Below are 21,338 nucleotides of genomic sequence, written 5' to 3'. Positions count from 1 at the left end.
ATGCAGGTGCTCTACACCGCTTCAGCGACCGCCAGCGGCGACGGCCGGGACGGTCACGTCGAGACCTCCGACGGCACCCTCGCGCTCGACCTGGCCGTGCCGAAGGAGATGGGTGGCGCCGGCGGCGCGGCCAACCCGGAACAGCTCTTCGCCGCCGGCTACGCGGCCTGCTTCCACGGCGCGCTGCGGGTGGTGGCCCGGCGGGCCAAGGCCGACGTGACCGGCTCCGTCGTCGGCGCCGAGGTGGGCATCGGCCCGAACGGCAGCGGCGGCTTCGGGCTCACCGTGCAGCTCGTCGTCGACCTGCCCGCCGTGCCCCGCGACACCGCCGAGCAGCTGGTCGAGCAGGCCCACCAGGTCTGCCCCTATTCGAACGCCACCCGCGGCAACATCGACGTCACGCTGACCGTCCGCGAGACCCTGGCCGCCTGACCGCACGGCCCCAGGCACCCACCGCGGACGAGAGGACGACCACCCCCGTGACCAGCAACCGCGAGATCCACCTGGCCAGCCGCCCCTGGGGCTGGCCCACCGAGGACAATTTCCGGCTCGTCGAGACCGACGTCCCGACACCCGGCCCGGGCCAGATCGTGGTCCGAAACCAGTACATGTCCGTCGACCCGTACATGCGCGGACGGATGAACCCCGTCAAGTCGTACGTGGCACCGTTCGCACTCGACGCGGCGCTCGACGGTGCCGCGATCGGCGAGGTGGTGGCCAGCGAGGCGGACGGGATCGCCGTCGGGGACACCGTCCTGCACCAGCTGGGCTGGCGGGAGTACGCGCTGCTCGACGCCACCGCCGCCCGTACGGTCGACCCGAGCCTCGCCCCGGTCAGCGCGTACCTCGGCGTGCTCGGCATGACCGGGCTGACCGCGTACGCCGGGCTGCTGGAGGTGGCCGCGATGAAGCCCGGCGAGACGGTCTTCGTCTCCGCCGCGGCCGGCGCGGTCGGTAGCCTGGTCGGTCAGATCGCCAAGCTCAAGGGTGCCGGCCGGGTGGTCGGCAGCGCCGGCTCGCCGGCCAAGGTCGAGCGGCTGCGGACGTTGGGCTTCGACGCCGCTTTCGACTACCACGACCGGCCGGTCCGCAACTCGCTGCGGGTGGCCGCGCCGGATGGTGTCGACGTCTACTTCGACAACGTCGGCGGCGACCACCTGGAGGCGGCGATCTCGGCCATGAACCTGCACGGCCGGGCCGCCATCTGCGGCATGATCGCGCAGTACAACGCCACCGAGCCGCAGCCCGGGCCGCGCAATTTGGCGCTGGTCATCGGCAAGCGGCTCACCCTGCGCGGCTTCCTGGTCAACGACCACAGCGACGTCCGCGCGGCGTTCGTCCGCGACGTCGCCGGCTGGCTACGCGAGGGCACGCTGTCCTACGACGAGACGATCGTGGACGGCATCGAGAACGCCCCGGCGGCGTTCCTCGGCCTGCTGCGTGGCGACAACCTGGGCAAGATGCTCGTCCGGGTGTGACGCAGACCTCGTTCACGGCGGTCGGCCCGGTCGGGTCGGCCGCCGTGCCGTGCGCGGAGGATAGGCTCGCCGCATGACGGTGGCGGTACGGGTGATCCCCTGTCTGGACGTGGACGCCGGACGGGTGGTCAAGGGGGTCAACTTCCTCGACCTGCGTGACGCTGGCGACCCCGTGGAGTTGGCCGCCGCGTACGACCGGGCCGGCGCGGACGAGCTGACCTTCCTCGACGTCACCGCGTCGTCGAGCGACCGGGGCACCATGCTCGACGTGGTGCGTCGCACCGCCGAGTCGGTGTTCATCCCGCTCACCGTCGGCGGCGGGGTCCGGCAGGTCGCCGACGTGGACACGCTGCTGCGTGCCGGGGCGGACAAGGTGGGCGTGAACACCGCCGCGATCGCCCGTCCGGAGCTGATCGCCGAGATCGCCGACCGGTTCGGCCGGCAGGTGCTCGTGCTCTCGCTCGACGTGCGCCGGGCCCCGAACGGCGCGACGCCCAGCGGCTTCGAGGTCACCACCCACGGCGGCCGGCGCGGCACCGGGATGGACGCCGTGCGGTGGGCGGCCCGAAGCGCCGAGCTGGGCGCGGGGGAGATCCTGCTCAACTCGATGGACGCCGACGGCACCAAGGCCGGCTTCGACCTGGAGTTGATCGCCGCGGTGCGAGCGGTCGTGGACGTGCCGGTGGTCGCCAGTGGCGGTGCCGGCGAGGTGGCCCACTTTCCGCCCGCGATCGGCGCCGGGGCGGACGCGGTGCTCGCCGCCAGTGTCTTCCACTTCGGCGAGCTGACGGTGGCCGAGGTCAAGGACGCGCTGCGCGGCAGCGGTCACCCGGTGCGCTGAGCCGTTCAGTGCCCTCCGGAGTGGCCCTCCGGCGACCGGCGGGGCGTCGGGATCGACCGCACCGCGTACTCCTGGACGGCTGCCGCGTGGTCGGCCTCGTCCAGGTTCCACTCGGCGCTGCCGGGCGCGTGTCGGCGGGTCAGCACCCCCTGCACGGTGTCCACCATGGTCGCCACCCCCGCCCGCGGGCGGGTACGCCAGAGCTGCTCACCCTCGGCGGTGATCCGGAACCAACCGTCGACGACGCTGACCAGCCCGGCACCGACCAGCCGCTGGATCGCGGCCTCCACCTCGTGCCGCTGCGGGATCGTGTGGTTGAGGTGGTCGGCGGTGGACAGCACGTCGGTCAGGCGGACGCCCTCCGGGCGTCGACTTGTCGCCGACCGACGATGCCGACCGGCACCGCTCGCGATGACCAGAGACACGAAGATCCAGGCGTCCGTCCAGCGCCAACCGTTCTCCCCCATGCAGAGATGATGACGGCGCGCGTCCCGGAAGGGAACACCCACCCGCCATCCGGCACTGTGGAGCACCACCGTGTACCGGTTCGCGGACGGTCGGTGAGGGTTCAGCCGGCGGGCGTGACCGGTGCGGCGCTACCGGGCGTGGGCGTGGCCTCCTCGGGTGCGGTGTCGTCGGGTGCGGCGGCTTCGGGCACGGCGAACAGCGGGATGAAGAGCTGGGCCAACGGGCCGATGGCGAGCGCGTACGCGACGGTGCCCACGCCGACCTTGCCGCCGAGCAGCCAGCCCAGCGCCAGGACGGTGACCTCGATGACGGTGCGGACCAGCCGCACCGACCGCCCCGGTCGGCGGGCCACGAAGCCGGTCATCAGCCCGTCACGCGGGCCGGGGCCCAGTCGGGCGCCGAGGTAGAGGCCGGTGGCGGCGCCGTTGGCGACGATCCCGGTGATCAGCAGCGCGATCCGGACGCCGAGCGGGCCACCGGCGGGCAACAGGGCCAGTGTGGCGTCCACGACCAGGCCGATCACCACGACGTTGCTGACCGTGCCGAGGCCGGGCCGCTGCCGCAGCGGGATCCAGAGCAGCAGCACCAGCGCGCCGACGCCGATGGTGACGGTGCCGAACGAGAGCCCGGTCAGCTTGGAGAGGCCCTGGTGGAACACGTCCCACGGGTCGAGGCCAAGGTCGGAGCGGACCATCAGAGCCATGCTGACGCCGTAGAGGCCGAGCCCGAGGTAGAGCTGGACCAACCGTCGAACCGGCCGATGCCGCAGATTGCCAAGCAATGCCATGCATGCCACCCTAGATGCCAATCCTCGTCGAGGAAGAAGCCAATATCGGGGGAGTGGCCATGACTGGTCAGGTGCGCGGGGTCCAATTGGCTCGCCTGCTCGGGCAGTGGCATGCCCTCCCGGGCCGCCGACGCAGCCCCGACTACGCCGCTCTGGCCGGCGCGGTGCGCGGTCTGCTCGCCGACGGTCGGCTGCCGTTGGGCGTCCGCCTTCCCGCCGAACGGGAGCTGGCCGAGGCGCTGCGGATCAGCCGGACCACGGTCACCGCCGCGTACCGGCACCTGCGCGAGACCGGGCACCTGGCCAGCAGGCGGGGCGCGGGCAGTTGGACGATGCTGCCCGGCAACCACCGGGTCGCCAGCACCGGCCTGTGGACCCCGTTGGACGACCGGGACATGATCGATCTCGGTGCCGCCGCGCCGGCCGCCCCACCGCAACTGCTGACGGCGGCCCGGGCCGCCGCCGAGGACCTGCCCCGCTACCTGGGCGGAGCCGGTTACCACCCGACCGGCATCATCGAGCTGCGCGAGGCGGTGGCCGACGGGTACACCGCGCGAGGGCTGCCCACGTCGGCCGACCAGATCATGGTCACCAGCGGCACCCAGCACGCACTGGACCTGGTGCTGCGGCTCGCCCTGGCCCCGGGCGGCAGTGTGCTGGTCGAGTCCCCGACCTACCCCAACGCGCTCGCCGCGTTGGCCGGACGACGGGCCCGGATCACCACCCACGGTCTGGCCGCCGACGCCGACGGCTGGGATTCCGACCTGCTGCTGGGCAGCCTCCGGCAGACCCGACCCAAGCTGGCCTACCTGATTCCGGAGTTCCAGAACCCGACCGGGCACCTGATGCCGGCCGAGCTCCGGGAGCGGGTGGTGGCCGCCGCCCACGCGGTCGGCACCGACCTGGTCGTCGACGAGTCCTTCGTGGACCTGCCACTGGACGGCACCGAGGTGCCACCACCGGTCGGCGTCTACGACCGACACAGCCGCGTGATCAGCATCGGCGGGATGAGCAAGCCCTACTGGGGTGGCCTGCGGATCGGCTGGGTGCGCGCCTCGGCGCCGCAGGTGCAGCGGCTGGCCGCCGTCCGGGTCGGGGTGGACATGGCCAGCCCGGTGCTGGACCAACTGGTGGCGGTGCACCTGCTCGCCCACGCCGACGCCATCGTCACCGAGCGCCGCGTCACGTTGGCCGCCCAACGCGACGCGCTGCTCGGCGCGCTGGCGCACCGGCTGCCGGACTGGCGGGTCACCGTGCCCCGGGGCGGAGTGACGCTCTGGGCCGAGCTGGACGGCCCGGTCTCCAGCGCGCTGGCCCGGGCCGCCGAAGAGGTCGGCGTACGACTGGCGCCCGGCCCTCGGTTCGGCCTGGACGGCACCCTGGAGCGGTTCCTGCGGCTGCCGTTCACCCTGCCCGCCGCAGACCTGGTGGAGGCGGTGGGGCGGATCGCGGCGGTCCGTTACGACCTGGACCGGGCCGGCCGTCAGCGGTGGCGGGAGACGGCCGTCATCGCCTGAGCCCCGCCGACGAATGCCGAGGGCCGCGCAGCAGAGCGGCGACGAGGGGTGACGACCCCTGCGGCAGAGCACCGACGAAGCCGATGGCCCCGCACCCGCTCGGGTGCGGGGCCATCGGCGACTCGTCAGAGTTCGGCGAGGCTGCCGGCGTACATCTCGTCGATCTGGGCGGCGAAGTTGCTCTCCACGCCGCGTCGCTTGATCTTCAACGACGGGGTGATCTCGCCGTCCTCGATCGTCAGATCGCGGGGCAGGATGGCGACCTTCTTGATCGTCTCCCAGCGGTTGAGCTTCGCGTTGAGCTGGGCGACGTACTCCTCGACCATCGTCCGGGCCTCCGGCGAAGCGACGATCTCGGTGTAGCTGCGCCCCTCCAACGGACCGCCGGCGGCCCATCCCCGGATCGCGTCCGGGTCCAGCGTGACCAGCATCGTGCAGAAGTTGCGGGCCTGACCGACGACGACCGCCTGCGAGGTGTACGGACAGATGGCCTTGAACATCCCCTCGATGTGCGACGGTGCGATGTACTTGCCGCCCGAGGTCTTGACCAGGTCTTTCTTGCGGTCCGTGATCCGCAGGTAGCCCTGCTCGTCGAGGGTGCCGATGTCGCCGGTGCGGAAGAAGCCGTCCTCGGTGAACGCGGCGGCGGTCTCCTCCGGCAGGTTGTGGTAGCCGCGCATCACCGGCCGACCCCGCACCAGGATCTCCCCGTCGGTGTCGATCCGGCACTCCAGGTCACCCATCGCCCGGCCCACCGTGCCGATCCGCAGCCCCGACGGCGGGTTGACGAAGTTGCCGGCGCTGGTCTCGGTCAGGCCGTAGCCCTCGGAGATCGGCAGGTTCGCCGCGGCGAAGAAGGTGGCGATCTCCGGGCTGAGCGGTGCGGCGCCGGACACCAGCACCCGCATCCGGCCGCCCAGTCGGGCCTGGAGCTTGCTGAACACGAGCTTCTCAGCCAGCCCGTAGCGCAGCTTCAACCCGCCCGGCACCGGCTTGCCGGCCTGTTCCAGGGCCACCTTCTCCTTGCCGACCTGGACGCCCCAGGCGAAGATCTTCGCCTTCGCGCCGCCGGCGCCCTGGGCGGTGGTCACCGCCCGGTTGTAGACCTTCTCGAACACCCGCGGCGCGCCGCACATCAGCGTCGGGCGGATCACCGACAGCAGGTCGACGAGCTTCTCCACCCGCCCGTCGACGTAGGTGGGCAGGCCGACGTGGATGGCACCGCAGAGCAGCGTCTTGCCGAACGAGTGGGCCAGCGGCAGCCACAGGTACTGCAGGTCGTCGTCGCGCAGCAGCCCCACCTCGGCCTGCGCCACAGCCTCCCAGCACCAACCGGCGTGCAGCAGCTCGACGCCCTTGGGTCGACCCGTGGTCCCGGAGGTGTAGATCAGGGTGGCCAGGTGCTCCGGACCGATGCCGGCCACGAGCATGTCGATCAGATCCGGTTCGGCGGCCAGCGCGCGGGTGCCCCGTTCCTCCAACTCGGCGAGCGTCAACTGCGGAATCGCGGCGGTCGGGTCACCGGCGCCGTCGAGGAGCACCACGTGGGTCAGCGCGGGCAGGTTGGCGTCGGCGATCTTCGCCGCCTGGGCCGGGTTCTCCGCGAAGAGCACCTTCGACCCGGAGTCGGCGATGATGTACGTCGCGTCGGCCGGCTCGGTGGTCGGGTAGACGGTTGTGGTCGCGCCGCCGGCACACATGATGCCGAGGTCGGCGATCACCCAGTCCAGCCGGGTGTTGGCGAGGATCGCGACCGGGTCCTCCTGGCCGACGCCCAGGCCGTGCAGGCCGGCGGCGACCGCCTTGGCGCGCTGGCCGACCTGCTCCCAGGTCAACCATGCAGGCCCCGCGTCGTCGGGGGTCGGGGACGCAAACGCGTTCCGGTCGGGGGTGGCCGCCACGCGCTTGAGGAACATGTCCGGGATGGAGCGGTACGGTACATCGAGAGCCATCGCTGTAGCCGCCTTCGGGGGTGGTGGCGTGACGGGCGTCACGTCATGATGGTTACCGAAGAGTATTGCCTGCCACCGTGCATCGGCTAGCCCTGGTGATCGTCCGGCCGTCCCAACCCGCCGACCGGTACGCGGAATCAGGCGTACCGGGCAGCCACGACTGACCAGTCGTAGGTGGCCCGGACCCAGTTGCGTCGAGCGGCCACCGCGAGGCGGATCTCGTCGTCCCCGCTGGACAGCAGTGCCTCCTCGGCGTCCAGATACTCCGCCAGGCCCTGGTTGAACCGGTTGGCCGCGGCACGCAGCGCGGCCGGCTCGTCCGCGTCGCTGTGCTGGGCGATCACCGTCACCAGGTTGTGCGCGTCCGGGTCGGTCCGGCTCTCCTTCCCGTAGGAGAAGAGGTCGTTGCACCAGCAGACCAGGTCCACTGCCAGCAGATCCAGGGCGAGCAGCGCCGGGTTGGGGCGCTGGACCGACCCGGGGGGCCGTACCGACGCCAGGTCGGTCAGCGTGAGGCAGGGGTGCACGCCACCGATGTGCCGGCGCAGTTGGACGTACTCCGCCACGTCGGGCACGCGCCGGCGCTCCCGGTTGGTCGCCTCCCAGAGCAACGCCAGCAGGTACTCCCGCATCTGGCTGACGAATCGCAGCAGCAGGGCCGCGTGGTCGTGCAGCCGGGTGCGGCGGCACAGGTCGTGCAGCGCGTCACCGAGCGGCCCGACGGCGGGTGGTGCCACGGCCGGGTCGCCGTACCGGTCCAGCACGTCGAGCAGGGTACTGATCGCCGGACCAAGCCGGACCGGGTCGGCGCCGAGGCCATCGTCGTCGCACGCGTCGTCCATCACGAAGAGCCAGCTGATCAGGTCGGTGAGCAGCCGCAGCCCGTCGGTCGAGCCGTCCGGGCAGGCACGCCCGGCCAGGCCGGCGGCGTCGGCCAGTTGCAGTCGGCGTACACGTTGGCTGGAATCGACCAGCCCGAACGCGCGTGCCCACTCCACGCTCTCGCCCGCCACCTGCTCCGTCGCGCCATGGCGCCCCGTGGAAAACGGGGGCTCCCGCAGCGCCGAAATCGCGAAACTTCGCACAGTGCGCCCCCACTTCGTGCCGCCCGGCGCGGAGCGGCGCGGTGAAGCGTACGGGAGGAGGCATCCGCATGTGTCGCTGGGTGTGGGAAAGACCACACTCGTCTCGTGTCCGTTTAGGAACAGACGGTTACAAGCCCAGGCTGGCGGCGCGAAGCCGTCGTGCCGCCTCCGTGGGGCCGTCCAGCTGGACCCGGGCCACCCGTTGGCGGCCGGAGAGGAACAGGACCAGCTCCGCCGGGGGGCCGACCACCCGCAGCGGCTCGCCCCCACGACCGACGGACAACTCGCCGTGGCCGGGCGCCTGCACGTAGAGGTCCGCCGGGAAGCGGCGCAGGATCAACCGCGCCATCTGGGCGGCGCGTTTCCAGAGCGCGCTCTGCAAACCGGCGGGCAGGTCACGCGGCTGCCATCCGGAGCTGGCCCGGCGTACGTCCTCGTGATGGATGAAGAACTCCATCGTGTTGGCCGCCTCGTCGGTGACCGGGTTGCTGATCGGGCTCCAGAGCGGCGGACGGCGTACCTGTGCGACCAGGTCGGGATAGGGTCGCGCGGCGAGTCGCCGACGGACCCGCTCCGCGTAGCCGCGCAGCGGCGGTAGCAGGATCCCCCCGGCCGCGTCCGGGCGACGCTCCCGGAGCACCAGGTGCGCGGCGAGGTCGCGGGTCGCCCAGCCCTCGTTGATCGTCGGGGCGTCCGGCCCGAGGGCCAGTAGGAGGTCGGCCAGCGCTTCGCGCTCGGCTCGGGCGTACCGCGGCATGGCCCGATCGTAGGCCCGGCGACCCGTCGGCGCGCGACGGCGGACGCCGGGGCGACGCCTGCCGCCCGCCGCCGTCCGGTACGTGACGGTCGACATATCCGATCGGGGTCGGCGGTGCTGGTCCGGACCGGTAAGGATGAGGGAGATAATTGACGCTTACGGCGGGGGAGAGCGTGGCGAGCAGGACAAGTCGGGACGTGCTCAGTCGAGGGCTGGGGGTCCTGCGGCAGGCCATTCGCGAGCAGCCACGGATCTTCGCGGTGGCGGTCGTCGGCAGCGTGGTCTTCGGCGGGATGATCATCATCAGCGCGCGGGTCGTCGGGACGGTCATCGGCGAGGTGGCGCTCCCGGCGATCGAACGCGGCGAGGTGGGCACGGGCACCCTCGCGCTGGCCGCGGCGGCGTTGTTCGGGATCAGCGTGCTGCGGGTGGCCGGCATCGTCGGCCGCCGACTCGGCGCCGGCTACATGCAGTACCGCCTGCAGGCCTCCTACCGCCGCCGGGTCACCCGGCGGTACCTGGAGCTGCCGCTGTCCTGGCACCACCGCAACTCCACCGGCACGCTGCTGTCCAACGCCAACTCCGACGTGGAGGCGGCCTGGTACCCGATCGCGCCGCTGCCCTTCGCCGTCGGCACCCTCGTGATGCTGGTCGGCGCGATCGTGTCGCTCTTCGCCACCGACTGGGCGCTCGCCCTGGTCGGCCTCGCGGTCTTCCCCGCGCTGTTCGCCCTCAACGTCGTCTACTCCCGCCGGATGGCACCCCGGCAGGCCCGGGCCCAGCGGCTGCGCGCCGAGGTCAGCGGCATCGCCCACGAGAGCTTCGACGGCGCCCTGGTGGTCAAGACGATGGGTCGCGAGGCCCAGGAGACCGCCCGGTTCGCGGGCCGCGCCGGCGAGCTGCGCGACTCGTTGATCGCGGTCGGTCGGCTGCGGGGCATCTTCGACCCGCTGTTGGAGACCCTGCCCAGCCTCGGCACCCTCGCCGTCCTGGTGGTCGGGGCGTTCCGGCTGCGCCAGGGAGCGGTCAGCGTGACCGAGCTGGTCAGCGTGGCCTTCCTCTTCACCGTGCTGGCCTTCCCGGTGCGGGCCATCGGGTGGGTCCTGGCCGAGCTGCCGCGCAGCGTCGCCGGCTGGGACCGGGTCCGCCGGGTGCTCGACGCCACCGGCGAGATGCCGTACGGCCAACGTGTGCTCGACCCGGCCGGCTCCGGCCCGGCCACCCTCACCTTCGACGACGTGCACTTCTCCTACCCGCCGGCCGAGGCACACCAGCCCGGCGCGCAGGTCCTCGGCGAGGTCGGCTTCACCGTGCCGGCCGGTCGGACGGTGGCCCTGGTCGGCCCGACCGGCGCCGGTAAGTCCACCATCGCCTCGTTGGCGGTGCGCCTCGTCGATCCGGACACCGGCGTCGTCTCCCTGGACGGGGTCGACGTGCGCGAGCTGACCGCCGCGTCACTCGCCGGCACGGTGGCGCTGGTCGCCCAGGTGCCGTTCGTCTTCGACGACACGGTTCGCGCCAACATCGCCCTGGACCGGCCGGGCATCGACGACGAGGCCGTCTGGGCGGCGCTGCGGCTCGCCGAGGCGGACGGGTTCGTCGCCGCGCTGCCCGGTGGTCTGGACACCATGGTGGGCGAGCGGGGCACCTCGCTCTCCGGTGGGCAGCGGCAGCGTCTCACCCTGGCCCGCGCGTTGGCCGGACGCCCGCGCCTGCTGGTGCTCGACGACGCGACGAGCGCGGTGGACCCCCGGGTGGAGGCCGCCATCCTGGCCGGGCTGCGGTCGTCGACGGCCGAGCCGGGTGTGCCGGTAGCGTCGATCCTGGTGGTGGCGTACCGCCGGGCCACCATCGCGCTGGCCGACGAGGTCATCTACGTGGAGCAGGGGCGGGTGGTCGCCCGGGGCACCCACAGCGAGTTGCTGGCCACCGTGCCGGGCTACGTCGACCTGGTCACGGCGTACGAGCAGGCCGAGGTCGAACGCGCGCAGGAGAGTTCGTACGGCGACGACGTCGCGCCGCTGCCCTCGGGCCTGGAAATCGAGGTGGACCGGTGAGTGCGAGGAGTGCAGCGGAGCGGAGCCCCGCAGTCGCGAACGGAAAGGCCAGTCCGGTGAGTGCGAGGAGTGCAGCGGAGCGGAGCCCCGCAGTCGCGAACGGAAAGGCCAGTCCGGTGAGTGCGAGGAGTGCAGCGGAGCGGAGCCCCGCAGTCGCGAACGAAAGGCCAGCCCGGTGAGTGCCAAGACCGATGAGCGGGACGAGAGGACCGAGACGACCTGGCAGACCCTGCGTCGGGGCCTGGCGCTGTCGCCGGAGTTGCGGACCGGTCTGGCCGGCACGCTGGCCCTTGCGTTGGTCTACATGGTCGGTCGGGTGGCCGTGCCGGTCGCCGTCCAGCAGGGCATCGACCGCGGCATCGTCGGGGGTCTGAATCTCGGCGTGGTGTGGTCGGTCGTGGTGATCACCGCGGCGATCCTGGCGATCACGACGATCTGCGGCTATCTGATGATGCGCCGATTGTTCACGGTCAGCGAGACGGCGTTGGCGAACGTGCGGACGCGGGCGTTCCGACACGTGCACGACCTGTCGATGCTGCACCAGCAGTCGGAGCGGCGCGGGTCGCTGGTCTCGCGGGTGACCAGCGACGTCGACCAGATCACCCAGTTCCTCCAGTGGGGTGGGGTGATCCTGCTGGTCAACCTCGGTCAGCTGGTGGTCACCACGGCCGTGATGCTGGCGTACTCCTGGCAGTTGACCCTTGTGGTGTTGGCCGCGTTCCTGCCGGCGGTGTTCGTCATCCGGCAGTTGCAACGCCGGCTCGCAACGGCGTACGCGACGGTGCGTCAGCGCACCGGCACGCTGCTCGGCGCGATCGGTGAGAGCGTGGTGGGTGCGCCGGTGATCCGGGCGTACGGCATCGCGGGGCGTACCGAGCGGCGGTTGGACGAGGCCATCGACAGGCAGCGGTTGGCGCAGCAGCGGGCGATCCGGATCAGCATCGTGGGCAGTTCGGTGGGCGAGCTGGCGGCGGGGGTGGCGTTGGCCGGTGTGGTCGTGCTCGGGGTGACGCTGGGGGTGGGCGGCACGTTGTCGATCGGCCAGTTGACGGCGTTCCTCTTCCTGGTGACGCTCTTCATCCAGCCGGTGCAGATCGCCACCGAGGTGCTCAACGAGGCGCAGAACGCGATCGCGGGCTGGCGTCGGGTGCTGGACGTGTTGGACGTCGCCCCGGACGTGGCGGACCCGGGGGAGCAGGGGCGGGAGTTGCCGGGCGGGCCGTTGGACATCCGCTTCGCGGGTGTGCGGTTCGCCTATCCGGGTGGCCCGCCGGTGCTGCACGACATCGACCTGGAGATTCCGGCGAAGAGCCGGGTTGCGGTGGTCGGCGAGACGGGCAGCGGCAAGACCACCTTCGCGAAGTTGTTGACCCGCCTGATGGACCCGTCGGCCGGGGCTGTGCTCCTGTCCGGGGTGCCGCTGGCGGAGGTGCGGTTCGACTCGCTGCGTTCCCGGGTGGTGATGGTGCCGCAGGACGGGTTCCTGTTCGACGCGACGGTGGGGGACAACGTCCGGTTCGCTCGTCCGGAGCTGACCGACGAGCAGTTGGGTGCGGCCTTCACGGAGCTGGGCCTGTCGGACTGGTTGGAGGGTCTGCCTGCGGGCCTGGACACGCCGGTCGGCGAGCGCGGCGAGGCGCTCAGCGTGGGGGAGCGGCAGTTGGTCGCGTTGGCCCGCGCGTACGTGGCCGATCCGGACCTGCTGGTGCTGGACGAGGCGACCAGCGCGGTGGACCCGGCGACCGAGGTGCGGTTGCAACGCACCCTGGACGCGGTCACCCGGGGACGGACGACCCTCGCCATCGCGCATCGGCTCTCCACGGCGCAGGCGGCCGACGAGGTGATCGTGGTGGATCGGGGTCGGGTGGTGCAGCGGGGCCCGCACGACGAGCTGGTCCGTGACGCCGACTCGGTCTACGGCCTGCTCTACGCCTCCTGGCTGGAGCAGACCCGGTGAGGCGGTATGCCGGTGTGGTGGACGCCGGAGGTCGGGTGCTCTAGGCTCCGGCTTAGGTAAGCCTAACCTTCGAAGGAGGTCGCGCCCATGCGGCCCAATCCCGCCGAGATCGTCCGTACGCTCGTCGCCGGCCGCCTGCCCGGTCTCGTTCACCTGGCCCACCGGCCCGGCCCGCACCACGCCCGACACGTGACCGACGCCGACGGTCGGGTGCTGCTGCTGGTGCCGGTGGCGAGCCACCTGGCCGCCGCCCTGCAACCGGTCGCCGGGGGCGACGACGTGGCGGTGGTGCTCGACGTGCTCGACCTGCCGCCCGCCGCCGGCGCGCCCGGTCTCGGGCGGGCGTGGGTGTCCGGTTGGGCGGCCGAGCTGCACGGCGACGAGGCCCGCCACGCGGCGGTCGACTTCGCCACGGTGGACCCGACCGGTGACCTGCTCGACCTGGGCACCCGCTTTCGGCTGTTCCGCTTCGAGGTGGTCGAGGTCCGCTGGGAGCGGGCCGGCGTCGTGCACCGGGTCGACCCGGTGGAGTACGCCGAGGCCGAGCCGGACCCGGTGCACCCGGTCGAGGCGCGGCTGCTGGCCGACCTCGCCGAGGGCGACGGCGCGCAGGTCACCGAGTACCTGCGCCGGCAGCTCGGGTTGACCGAGCAGGCGCCGGACGGAGCGCCCCGGGTGGTGCGCATCGACCGCTACGGGCTGGTGGTAGCCCTCGGCCGACCCGGTTCCCGGCGTCGGATCCGGCTGGCCTTCCCCGGCCCGGTGGCCGACCCGGCCGACCTGCCGAGGGTGCTGCCGCCGCTGCGGCTCCCGGCCGGTGCCCGTCCGCCCCGCTGACCGCTCAACGGTGCCGACCTGGGCCGGCTGTGGCGCGGTGGCGTCCTGGGTCGGCTGCGGTCGGGTGCCGACCTAGGACGGCTGTGGTCCGGTGGTGACCTCGGCCGGCAGCGGTCCGGTGAGGTACCGCTGGATCGTGGGGCCGATCGTGGCGACCAGGGTCTCCGGGTCCGCCGACGCGACCGGTTCCAGGCGCACCACGTGTCGCATCATGGCCAGGCCGATCATCTGGGTGGCCACCAGCGAAACGCGCAGCGGCAGTTGCGCCGGGTCGACGTCGAGATGTTCGAGCACCCGGCGCAGCACCTGGGTGGTGACGAATTCGCGCAGCAGCCGAGCTGTCCACTCGTTGCTCACCGCGGAGCGCAGCAGCGCCTGCGCGGCACTGCCGGCGGGCGAGTCCCAGACGCTGAGGAAGGTGCGCACCAGGCGCTCACCGGCGCCGTCCGGGTCACCGGCGAGCACCGTCGGCACCAGTCGGGCCGGGTCGACCGGGAAGTTCATCGCGGCGAGGAAGAGCTGGTCCTTGCTGCCGAAGTAGTGGTGCACCAGCGCCGGGTCGACACCTGCCGTGCCGGCGATGGCGCGAATCGAGGCGGAGTCGAAGCCACGCTCGGCGAATGCCGTACGCGCCGCGTCGAGAATCGCCTCCCGCGTGTCCGGGTTGCCGGGTCGCCGGCCGGTCCGCCGCGTCATCGCCGCCCCTCGTTCGTCCACCTGGGCAGCCGTGGGCCGGTCGACCCACGGCTGCCGCAGCCTCAGCCGCTGCGCCGACGCAGGGTGGCCGCCGCGAGCACCAGCGCCAGCACCACCGCCCCGAGCACCACCGCCACGTCCCGCCACATCCGGCCGGTCGGCTCGGCGTGGGCGCCGACCTCCTGCAACGCCTCGACGGCGTACGACAGGGGGAAGGCGTCACTGAGCACCTGGAGCCAGCCGGCCATCTGGTCGCGGGCCACGAACAGCCCGCAGAGCAGCAGTTGGGGGATCACCACGACTGGCAGGAACTGTACTGCCTGGAACTCGGTGCGCGCGAAGGCGCTGCACAGCAGCCCGAGCGCGACGCCGAGCACGGCGTCGACGACGGCGATCCCGATCACCAGCCCGATGCTGCCGGCGGTCTCCAGCCCGAAGATCCAGTACGCCACGCCGGCGGCGACCACGGCCTGTACGGCGGCGGCCAGCCCGAACGCGATGCCGTACCCGAAGAGCAGGTCGAGCTTGCCCAGCGGGGTGGTGAGCAGCCGCTCCAACGTGCCTGAGGTGCGTTCCCGGAGCATGGCGATGCTGGTCACCAGGAACATGATCACGAACGGGAAGATGCCCAGCATCACCAGCGCGACCCGGTCGAACGTCGTCGGCTGGCCGGGCGGGGTGGGCTGGTCGGCGTACATGAAGTAGACCAGGGTGAGCAGGGCCGCCGGCACCACCACGAGCAGCGCGATGGTCCGCCGGTCGTGCCGGAGCTGGCGCAGGATGCGGCCGGTGGTGGCCGCCAGGATCCGCGGGGTCACGATCGCTCCTGTCCGTTCGTCGCGTCCATGGTGGCCGGACCTGCCTCGCTGGCCCGGATCAGGCGCAGGAACGCCTCGTCGAGGTCGTCCACACCGGCGGCGGCGCGGACGGCGGCCGGGCTGTCGTCGGCGATCAACCGCCCCTGTCGGATCAGCAGAAGCTGGTCGCAACGGGCCGCCTCGTCCATGACGTGGCTCGACACCAACAGGGTGGTGCCGCCGGCGGCCATCGCGTGGAACCGGGCCCACAGATCGGCTCGCAGCACCGGGTCCTGGCCGACGGTCGGCTCGTCGAGGATGACCAGCTCCGGCTCGCCGACCAGCGCACACGCCAGGGAGGCTCGGCTGCGTTGACCGCCGGAGAGGGTGGCGACCAGTTGGCCGGCCGCCTCGGCCAGCCCGACATCGCTGATCGCCCGGTCGGCCTCGACCCGACCCCGGCCGTAGAGGGCCGCGAAGTACCGGGCGTTCTCCCGCACGGTCAGGTCGGCGTAGACGCTCGGTGCCTGGGTCAGGTAGCCCACCCGGTGCCGCAGTGCCGGGGTGCCCGCCGGTCGGCCCAGCACGGTGACTGCCCCGCCGCTGACCACCTGCACCCCGACCACCGCGCGCATGAATGTGGTCTTGCCGCTGCCGCTGGGGCCGAGCAGGCCCGTGACGGCGCCGCGCGGGACGCGGCAACTGATGCCGTCCAGCACCCGCCGCCCGCCCCGGTCGACGACCAGGTCCCGGACGGCTATCGCGTCGTCCATCCCGCACCTCCAAGGAAACTCATCATCCGTTGAACTCAACGCTAGGTGAATTACCGATGCCGACGCAACGCGTCCCGCCGTCCAGTCGTCGCACCCAGCATGAGAACGGGCAGTAGGCTCCGGACCGGACACCAAGTCCGCCAACGGGCATTGCGCGCTGATCGGACGTACGGCACGATGACGCGGTGGGTCACGCTCCGTTACCGGACAGCGGTTTTCTCGAGGACTGGGCCGCACGGTTGCGGCAGGGCGCCGAGCGGCCGGTCGTCGGCATCCTGCTGCGCGGCAGTCACGCCCGCCGCGCCGCCACCGCACACAGCGACGTCGACCTCGACGTGCTCGTCGGCGGCGCCCCGTACGCCGCCCGACAGGCGTACCTGGCCGAATCCGCAGGCCGGGTCACCCACGTCTCGGTGGCCGCCCGGGACGTCCGCTCCTGGGTGCACCGACTCGGCGAACCGGCCGACTGGGCGTTCGGGCTGCCGGTCACCGCGCCGGCCCGACTGCTCTGGGCAGACCCGCACTGGCGGCCCCGGATCGACCTGCCGGTGCTCTGTCAGCCCGCCGAGCCACCCCGACTCGAGGAACTGATCGCCACGCTGGGTAAGGCCGCCGCCGCCCGGGCCGTCAACGACCGCCTCGGCGTCCGGCTCGCCGTCGCCGACCTGGCCCGCCTCTGCCCATCGGTGTTGCGACCGGCCAACCCGTCGGTGCGGGTCCACTCCCGCCGGGCGGCCTTCGCGGCGGCCCTGGAACTGCCGGTGGCCCCGCCTGGCTACCGGGCCGACATGCTGCTCTGCCTCGGGCTGCGCCCGGGTGCCACCAGCGCGCTGTGGGCCGCCGCCGTTCGGCTGGTCGCCGGCACGCTGCCGTTGATCCGGCCGTACGCCGAGGGGATCGCCGACACCGCCGGTGCGGACCTGGCCGCCGCCCTGGTCGACGGCCGGCTGGACCGCTACGTGGCCCAGTTGGCCCGACCCGTCGGGCCTCCACCGCAGCCCGGGCGGGAGCGGTCGCCGGTACCCGCGCCGCGTGCGGGACAATTGGTCACTGTGCCCGTACCTGACGCGCCGGTGACCGGCGTCCCCAGCGATCCGAGCGGCCCGGTGACGCCCGAGCCGGCTCGCCCCTCCCGGCTCGACCCGGCCATCGCGGCCCGGCTGCGGCGCAGCGCCGACGGCCTGGTCGCCGCCGTGGTCCGTGCGCACGACTCCGGCGAGGTGCTGATGGTCGCCTGGATGGACGACGAGGCGCTGCACCGCACCCTCACCACCGGTCGCGCGACCTACTGGTCGCGGAGCCGCCGCGAGTACTGGGTGAAGGGCGCCACCTCCGGGCACCACCAGTACGTCCGGTCGGTCGCCCTGGACTGCGACGGGGACGCGCTGCTGGTGAGCGTGGACCAGGTCGGCGCCGCCTGCCACACCGGGCACCGGACCTGCTTCTTCACCGAGCTGCCCGTCACCACCCAGGCTCAGCCGTGACCGACGGCGCGGTCAACCCGGACCTGGCGAGCTTCACCGAGTTGGCGGCCCGCTGGCGGGTCGTGCCGGTCACCCGGCGGTTGCTGGCCGACGCGGAGACCCCGGTGGGCGTCTACCGGAAGCTGGCCGGGGGACCGGGCACGTTCCTGTTGGAATCGGCCGAGCAGGGCGTCGGGTCGGCCGGCATGGCCTGGTCGCGGTACTCCTTCATCGGCGTACGCAGCAGCGCGACCCTCGTCGAGCGGGACGGCATGGCGACCTGGCTCGGTCAGCCGCCGGCCGGGCTGCCCACCGAGGGCGACCCGGTGCGGGTGCTACGGGAGACGGTCGCGGCGCTGGCCGGCCCGGTCGGGGATGCCGCCGACGGGCTGCCGCCGCTGACCGGGGGCATGGTCGGCTACCTCGGTTACGACCTGATCCGCCGTTTCGAGCGGTTGCCCGAGCTGACCGAGAACGACCTCGGTGTGCCGGAGCTGGGCATGATGCTCGCCACCGACCTGGTGGTCCTCGACCACTACGACGGTTCGGCGATCCTGGTCGCCAACGCGGTGCTGCCACCGCCGGACGCCCCGGACCGCGCCCCGCAGGTCGCCGCCGCGTACCACCACGCGGTGGGCCGACTGGACGCGATGACCACCGCGCTGTCCCGGCCCATCCCACCGATGATCTCCACGGTCGAACGTCCGCCGGTCGGGGAGGTGCTCTGCCGGACGCCCGCCGACGGGTACCCGAAGGCGGTGGAGGCGGCCAAGGAGGCGATCCGGGCCGGTGAGTGCTTCCAGATCGTGCTCTCCCAGCGCTTCGAGCGGCCGATCCACGCCGACCCGTTGGACGTCTACCGGGTGCTGCGCACCAGCAACCCGAGCCCGTACATGTACCTGCTGCGCTTCGACGGGTTCGACATCGTCGGCTCGTCCCCGGAGGCGCACCTGAAGGTCACCGCCGCCGAGGACGGGCGGCGGCGGGCGCTGCTGCACCCGATCGCCGGCACCCGACCGCGCGGCGGCACCCCCGCCGCCGACGCCGCGCTCGCCGCGGAGCTGCTCGCCGACCCGAAGGAACGGGCCGAGCACGTGATGCTTGTCGACCTGGGCCGCAACGACCTGGGCCGGGTCTGTCAGCCGGGCAGCGTGGAGGTGCCCGAGTTCGCGACCATCGAGCGGTACAGCCACGTCATGCACATCGTCTCCACCGTCACCGGCACGCTGCGTGACGATCAGTCGGCCTTCGACGCGCTCGCCGCGACCTTCCCGGCGGGCACCCTCTCGGGCGCGCCCAAGGTGCGGGCCATGGAGATCATCGAGGAACTGGAGCCGGTACGCCGTGGTGTCTACGGGGGCACGGTCGGCTACTTCGGCTTCGGCGGTGACCTGGACATGGCGATCGCCATCCGGACCGCGCTCATCCGCGACGGCCGCGCCTACGTGCAGGCCGGGGCGGGGGTGGTCGCCGACTCGGACCCGGCCGCCGAGGACCAGGAGACGCGGAACAAGGCCGCCGCGGTGCTGGCGGCGATCGCCGCAGCCGAGACACTGAGGCCAGCCCGGTGAGCGCGAGGAGTGCGGCGGAGCGGAGCCCCGCAGTCGCGAACGAAGGGCCAGCTCGGTGAGCGCGAGGAGTGCGGCGGAGCGGAGCCCCGCAGTCGCGAACGAAAGGCCGGCCCGATGAGTGGCGGGGAGCGGTCCGCCGTGGGGCGGCGCGAGTTGACGTACGCAGTCCTGCTCTGCCTGGCCGGCGCCGGCCTGGCGCTGTGGGCTGCGACGCGGAGTTGGTCGGTCGAGTTGACGGTGCGCCCGGCGCCGCTGCCGCCGCTGCGGGACACCCGCAGCGGTGCGGCCCTGCTGCCGTGGCTGCCGGCGTTGGCGGTGGTGGCGTTGGCGGGTGGTGGCGCGGTGCTGGCCACCCGGGGCCGGGTGCGGCGGGTGCTCGGCGGGCTGCTCGGCGTGCTGGGTCTGGCCGTGGCGGCCGGCGGCGGTTACGGGCTGGTCGCCGACGTGGGTGGCTCGGTGAGCCGGCAGTGGCCGGTGCTCTGCCTGCTCGGTGGGTTGGCTGCCGCCGCTGGTGGTTGGTGGACGGCGTTGCGGGGCGGCGGTTGGCCGGCGATGGGCGCTCGGTACGAACGGCCGGTGCGCTCAGGCCCGGCGACCGCGTCGGGGTCGGCCGGCCCGGAGGGTTCGTCGGCTCCGCTGGCCGGCCGGCGGACCACGGAGGCGTGGGACGCTCTGGACCGGGGCGAGGACCCGACGGCCGACTGACGGGTCGTCAGGTGCGGCTGGCGGGGTGTCAGCCGACTGGCTGACGCTCGCGCTGTGCTCGGCGGCTGGCGGCGCGGGCGGCGGTCAGTTCGGCCACCAGGCGGTTCAGCTCGGCGCGTTGGTCGGCGCGGGCCCGGTCGGCGCAGACCGCCTCCCAGGCGTTGCCGCGTGCGGTCCGCATCCGCCCTTCGCCGACCACCGCGCGCTCGACGGTGTGCACCACGCCGACGGCGAGCGACGCCACTGTCCGTGAGATGGTGGTCAACCCGTTGGTCGGCTGCGGCTCGGACATGCTCATGGTCACCTCGCACGAGGAGTTGCGACGGTCGGGCAGGCGCGCCGTTGAGTCTGCCCGAGGACGATGCTCGTCGGCCGAGGTTTCACCGCTGTGACCGCCCGGTCAACTGTCGCGCCTCGGCCGTGACCAGGGCTGTTTGTTCGACCTTGAGCTTGCTCACAGCATCGATCGACGTTGTTGTCATCGCGCGCCGACCGGCGGCTGGTGGCATGATCGATGGATCGGCCCGGTCTGACCGCGGCTGTCAGGCCTCGTACCGTGTGGCGGCGGTCGATACCGGAGGTGGCGCTGCGTGACATACCGTTCACGGCAAGTCGGCCATTATGCCGCAGCCCTTTTCGTGAGCAGCGCCATACCCCCGGCATTCGGCGTCGGTCGGCTGCCCCTAGCATCGGCCCATGACGCCCGGAGAGGGGAGTCCGTTGGTGACTGCTGAGCATGCGCACGCGGAGGGGGACGAGGCCGGTCAGGCAGCGTCCGTAAGCGTGCTCGACGAGATTCTGGCTGGCGTACGTGAGGACGTCGCCCGACGCCAGGAGCAGGTTCCGCTGGAGCGGATCCGTGAACTGGCGGCGGCTGCGCCGCCGCCGCTGGACGCGTACGCGGCGCTGCGCAAGCCCGGCGTGGCCGTGATCGCCGAGGTGAAGCGTTCGTCGCCGTCCAAGGGTCGACTGGCCGAGATCGCCGATCCGGCCGATCTCGCCGTCGACTACGCGGCCGGTGGGGCGCGGGCGATCAGTGTGCTGACCGAGGGGCGCTGGTTCGGCGGCTCGCTGGACGACCTGGCGGCCGTCCGGGCCGCCGTGACCGTGCCGGTGCTACGCAAGGACTTCGTGGTCTCCAGCTACCAGGTGCACGAGGCGCGTGCGCACGGCGCGGACCTGGTCCTGCTGATCGTCGCCGCGCTCGAGCAGAACGTGCTGATGGGCCTGCTGGAGCGGATCGAGTCGCTGGGCATGACGGCGCTGGTCGAGGTGCACGACGAGGAAGAGGCCGACCGGGCTCTGGAGGCCGGCGCGCAGGTGATCGGGGTCAACGCCCGTGACCTGCGTACCCTTGAGGTCGACCGGTCGGTCTTCGAACGGATCGCGCCCGGCCTGCCCAGCAGCGTTGTCAAGATCGCCGAGTCCGGTGTTCGTGGCCCGCACGACCTGATCCGGTACGCCTCCGCGGGCGCCGACGCGGTGCTCGTGGGCGAGGGCCTGGTCACCCAGAAGAGCCCCCGCGAGGCGGTCGCCGAGTTGGTCAACGCGGGCAACCACCCGGCAACGCCCCGGCCGGTGCGCTGACCCCGCACCG

General features: G+C 72.7%; 20 protein-coding genes and 1 pseudogene. 12 read left to right on the top strand and 9 right to left on the bottom strand.

From position 1 onward, the window contains the following. The 3 genes from ABGB10_RS02855 to hisF all read left to right on the top strand — a co-directional run bounded on the left by ABGB10_RS02855 (position 1) and on the right by hisF (position 2,319). Complete coding sequence (locus tag ABGB10_RS02855) at positions 1-432, top strand: organic hydroperoxide resistance protein (RefSeq protein WP_347659681.1); 432 nt, start codon at positions 1-3, stop codon at positions 430-432. A gap of 47 nt (positions 433-479) precedes the next feature. After that, complete coding sequence (locus tag ABGB10_RS02850) at positions 480-1,478, top strand: NADP-dependent oxidoreductase (protein ID WP_347659263.1); 999 nt, start codon at positions 480-482, stop codon at positions 1,476-1,478. A 73-nt stretch (positions 1,479-1,551) separates the two neighbouring features. Continuing rightward, a complete protein-coding gene (gene hisF, locus ABGB10_RS02845) occupies positions 1,552-2,319 on the top strand; it encodes an imidazole glycerol phosphate synthase subunit HisF (protein WP_347659262.1) in 768 nt (255 codons plus the stop codon). A 5-nt stretch (positions 2,320-2,324) separates the two neighbouring features. Here the strand turns inward: hisF and ABGB10_RS02840 are convergent, their stop codons facing one another. Continuing rightward, entirely contained in the window at positions 2,325-2,786 is a 462-nt protein-coding gene (locus ABGB10_RS02840) for a hypothetical protein (RefSeq protein ID WP_347659261.1), read from the bottom strand. Between the two features lie 101 nt (positions 2,787-2,887). Continuing rightward, positions 2,888-3,574 (bottom strand): hypothetical protein, encoded by a 687-nt coding sequence (locus ABGB10_RS02835; RefSeq protein ID WP_347659260.1) that lies wholly within the window; start codon positions 3,572-3,574, stop codon positions 2,888-2,890. Between the two features lie 59 nt (positions 3,575-3,633). On the opposite strand from ABGB10_RS02835, the gene ABGB10_RS02830 reads away from it, so the two are divergent. After that, positions 3,634-5,091 (top strand): PLP-dependent aminotransferase family protein, encoded by a 1,458-nt coding sequence (locus ABGB10_RS02830; protein WP_347659259.1) that lies wholly within the window; start codon positions 3,634-3,636, stop codon positions 5,089-5,091. A 125-nt stretch (positions 5,092-5,216) separates the two neighbouring features. Here ABGB10_RS02830 and ABGB10_RS02825 read toward each other — a convergent pair whose 3' ends face one another. From ABGB10_RS02825 to ABGB10_RS02815, 3 genes are all read right to left on the bottom strand, one after another. Then, entirely contained in the window at positions 5,217-7,043 is a 1,827-nt protein-coding gene (locus tag ABGB10_RS02825) for a long-chain fatty acid--CoA ligase (RefSeq protein ID WP_347659258.1), read from the bottom strand. Between the two features lie 137 nt (positions 7,044-7,180). Further along, the gene (locus ABGB10_RS02820) at positions 7,181-8,041 is read right to left on the bottom strand and encodes a terpene synthase (protein ID WP_347659257.1); all 861 of its coding nucleotides are present in this window, start codon (positions 8,039-8,041) and stop codon (positions 7,181-7,183) included. Between the two features lie 214 nt (positions 8,042-8,255). Next, entirely contained in the window at positions 8,256-8,885 is a 630-nt protein-coding gene (locus ABGB10_RS02815; protein ID WP_347659256.1) for a TIGR03085 family metal-binding protein, read from the bottom strand. A gap of 173 nt (positions 8,886-9,058) precedes the next feature. Between ABGB10_RS02815 and ABGB10_RS02810 the strand changes: the two genes are divergently transcribed. From ABGB10_RS02810 to ABGB10_RS02800, 3 genes are all read left to right on the top strand, one after another. Next, the gene (locus ABGB10_RS02810) at positions 9,059-10,942 is read left to right on the top strand and encodes an ABC transporter ATP-binding protein (RefSeq protein ID WP_347659680.1); all 1,884 of its coding nucleotides are present in this window, start codon (positions 9,059-9,061) and stop codon (positions 10,940-10,942) included. A gap of 175 nt (positions 10,943-11,117) precedes the next feature. Beyond that, positions 11,118-12,899, top strand: a complete 1,782-nt coding sequence (locus ABGB10_RS02805) for an ABC transporter ATP-binding protein (protein ID WP_347659255.1) — start codon at positions 11,118-11,120, stop codon at positions 12,897-12,899. A gap of 87 nt (positions 12,900-12,986) precedes the next feature. Beyond that, entirely contained in the window at positions 12,987-13,736 is a 750-nt protein-coding gene (locus ABGB10_RS02800; protein WP_347659254.1) for a DUF2470 domain-containing protein, read from the top strand. 72 nt (positions 13,737-13,808) lie between these two features. Here the strand turns inward: ABGB10_RS02800 and ABGB10_RS02795 are convergent, their stop codons facing one another. The 3 genes from ABGB10_RS02795 to ABGB10_RS02785 form a co-directional block, all read right to left on the bottom strand. Beyond that, complete coding sequence (locus tag ABGB10_RS02795) at positions 13,809-14,432, bottom strand: TetR family transcriptional regulator (RefSeq protein ID WP_347659253.1); 624 nt, start codon at positions 14,430-14,432, stop codon at positions 13,809-13,811. A 62-nt stretch (positions 14,433-14,494) separates the two neighbouring features. Then, positions 14,495-15,250 (bottom strand): ABC transporter permease, encoded by a 756-nt coding sequence (locus ABGB10_RS02790; RefSeq protein WP_347659252.1) that lies wholly within the window; start codon positions 15,248-15,250, stop codon positions 14,495-14,497. Continuing rightward, a complete protein-coding gene (locus ABGB10_RS02785; RefSeq protein WP_347659251.1) occupies positions 15,247-16,002 on the bottom strand; it encodes an ABC transporter ATP-binding protein in 756 nt (251 codons plus the stop codon). The genes ABGB10_RS02790 and ABGB10_RS02785 overlap by 4 nt, the downstream gene beginning before the upstream one ends. 185 nt (positions 16,003-16,187) lie before the next feature. Between ABGB10_RS02785 and ABGB10_RS02780 the strand changes: the two are divergent. The 4 genes and pseudogenes from ABGB10_RS02780 to ABGB10_RS02765 form a co-directional block, all read left to right on the top strand. Then, a pseudogene (locus ABGB10_RS02780) lies at positions 16,188-16,874 on the top strand (phosphoribosyl-AMP cyclohydrolase); the annotation flags it as partial. A 180-nt stretch (positions 16,875-17,054) separates the two neighbouring features. Beyond that, complete coding sequence (gene hisI, locus ABGB10_RS02775; RefSeq protein ID WP_278142358.1) at positions 17,055-17,486, top strand: phosphoribosyl-AMP cyclohydrolase; 432 nt, start codon at positions 17,055-17,057, stop codon at positions 17,484-17,486. Next, complete coding sequence (locus ABGB10_RS02770; protein WP_347659250.1) at positions 17,483-19,036, top strand: anthranilate synthase component I; 1,554 nt, start codon at positions 17,483-17,485, stop codon at positions 19,034-19,036. The genes hisI and ABGB10_RS02770 overlap by 4 nt, the downstream gene beginning before the upstream one ends. A gap of 114 nt (positions 19,037-19,150) precedes the next feature. Beyond that, positions 19,151-19,741, top strand: coding sequence for a Trp biosynthesis-associated membrane protein (locus ABGB10_RS02765; RefSeq protein ID WP_347659249.1), 591 nt, complete (start codon positions 19,151-19,153; stop codon positions 19,739-19,741). 28 nt (positions 19,742-19,769) lie between these two features. Here the strand turns inward: ABGB10_RS02765 and ABGB10_RS02760 are convergent, their stop codons facing one another. Further along, entirely contained in the window at positions 19,770-20,039 is a 270-nt protein-coding gene (locus tag ABGB10_RS02760; RefSeq protein ID WP_347659248.1) for a hypothetical protein, read from the bottom strand. A 485-nt stretch (positions 20,040-20,524) separates the two neighbouring features. Between ABGB10_RS02760 and trpC the strand changes: the two genes are divergently transcribed. After that, positions 20,525-21,328: an indole-3-glycerol phosphate synthase TrpC gene (gene trpC / locus ABGB10_RS02755; RefSeq protein ID WP_172862221.1), complete on the top strand. Its 804-nt coding sequence runs from the start codon at positions 20,525-20,527 to the stop codon at positions 21,326-21,328. Positions 21,329-21,338: the final 10 nt, after the last annotated feature.

It is taken from the genome of Micromonospora sp. B9E7, from assembly GCF_039871815.1.
Classification (GTDB): domain Bacteria; phylum Actinomycetota; class Actinomycetes; order Mycobacteriales; family Micromonosporaceae; genus Micromonospora.
The sequence above is the reverse complement of the archived record's forward strand: the minus strand, read 5'-3'. Positions and strand labels throughout refer to the sequence as shown.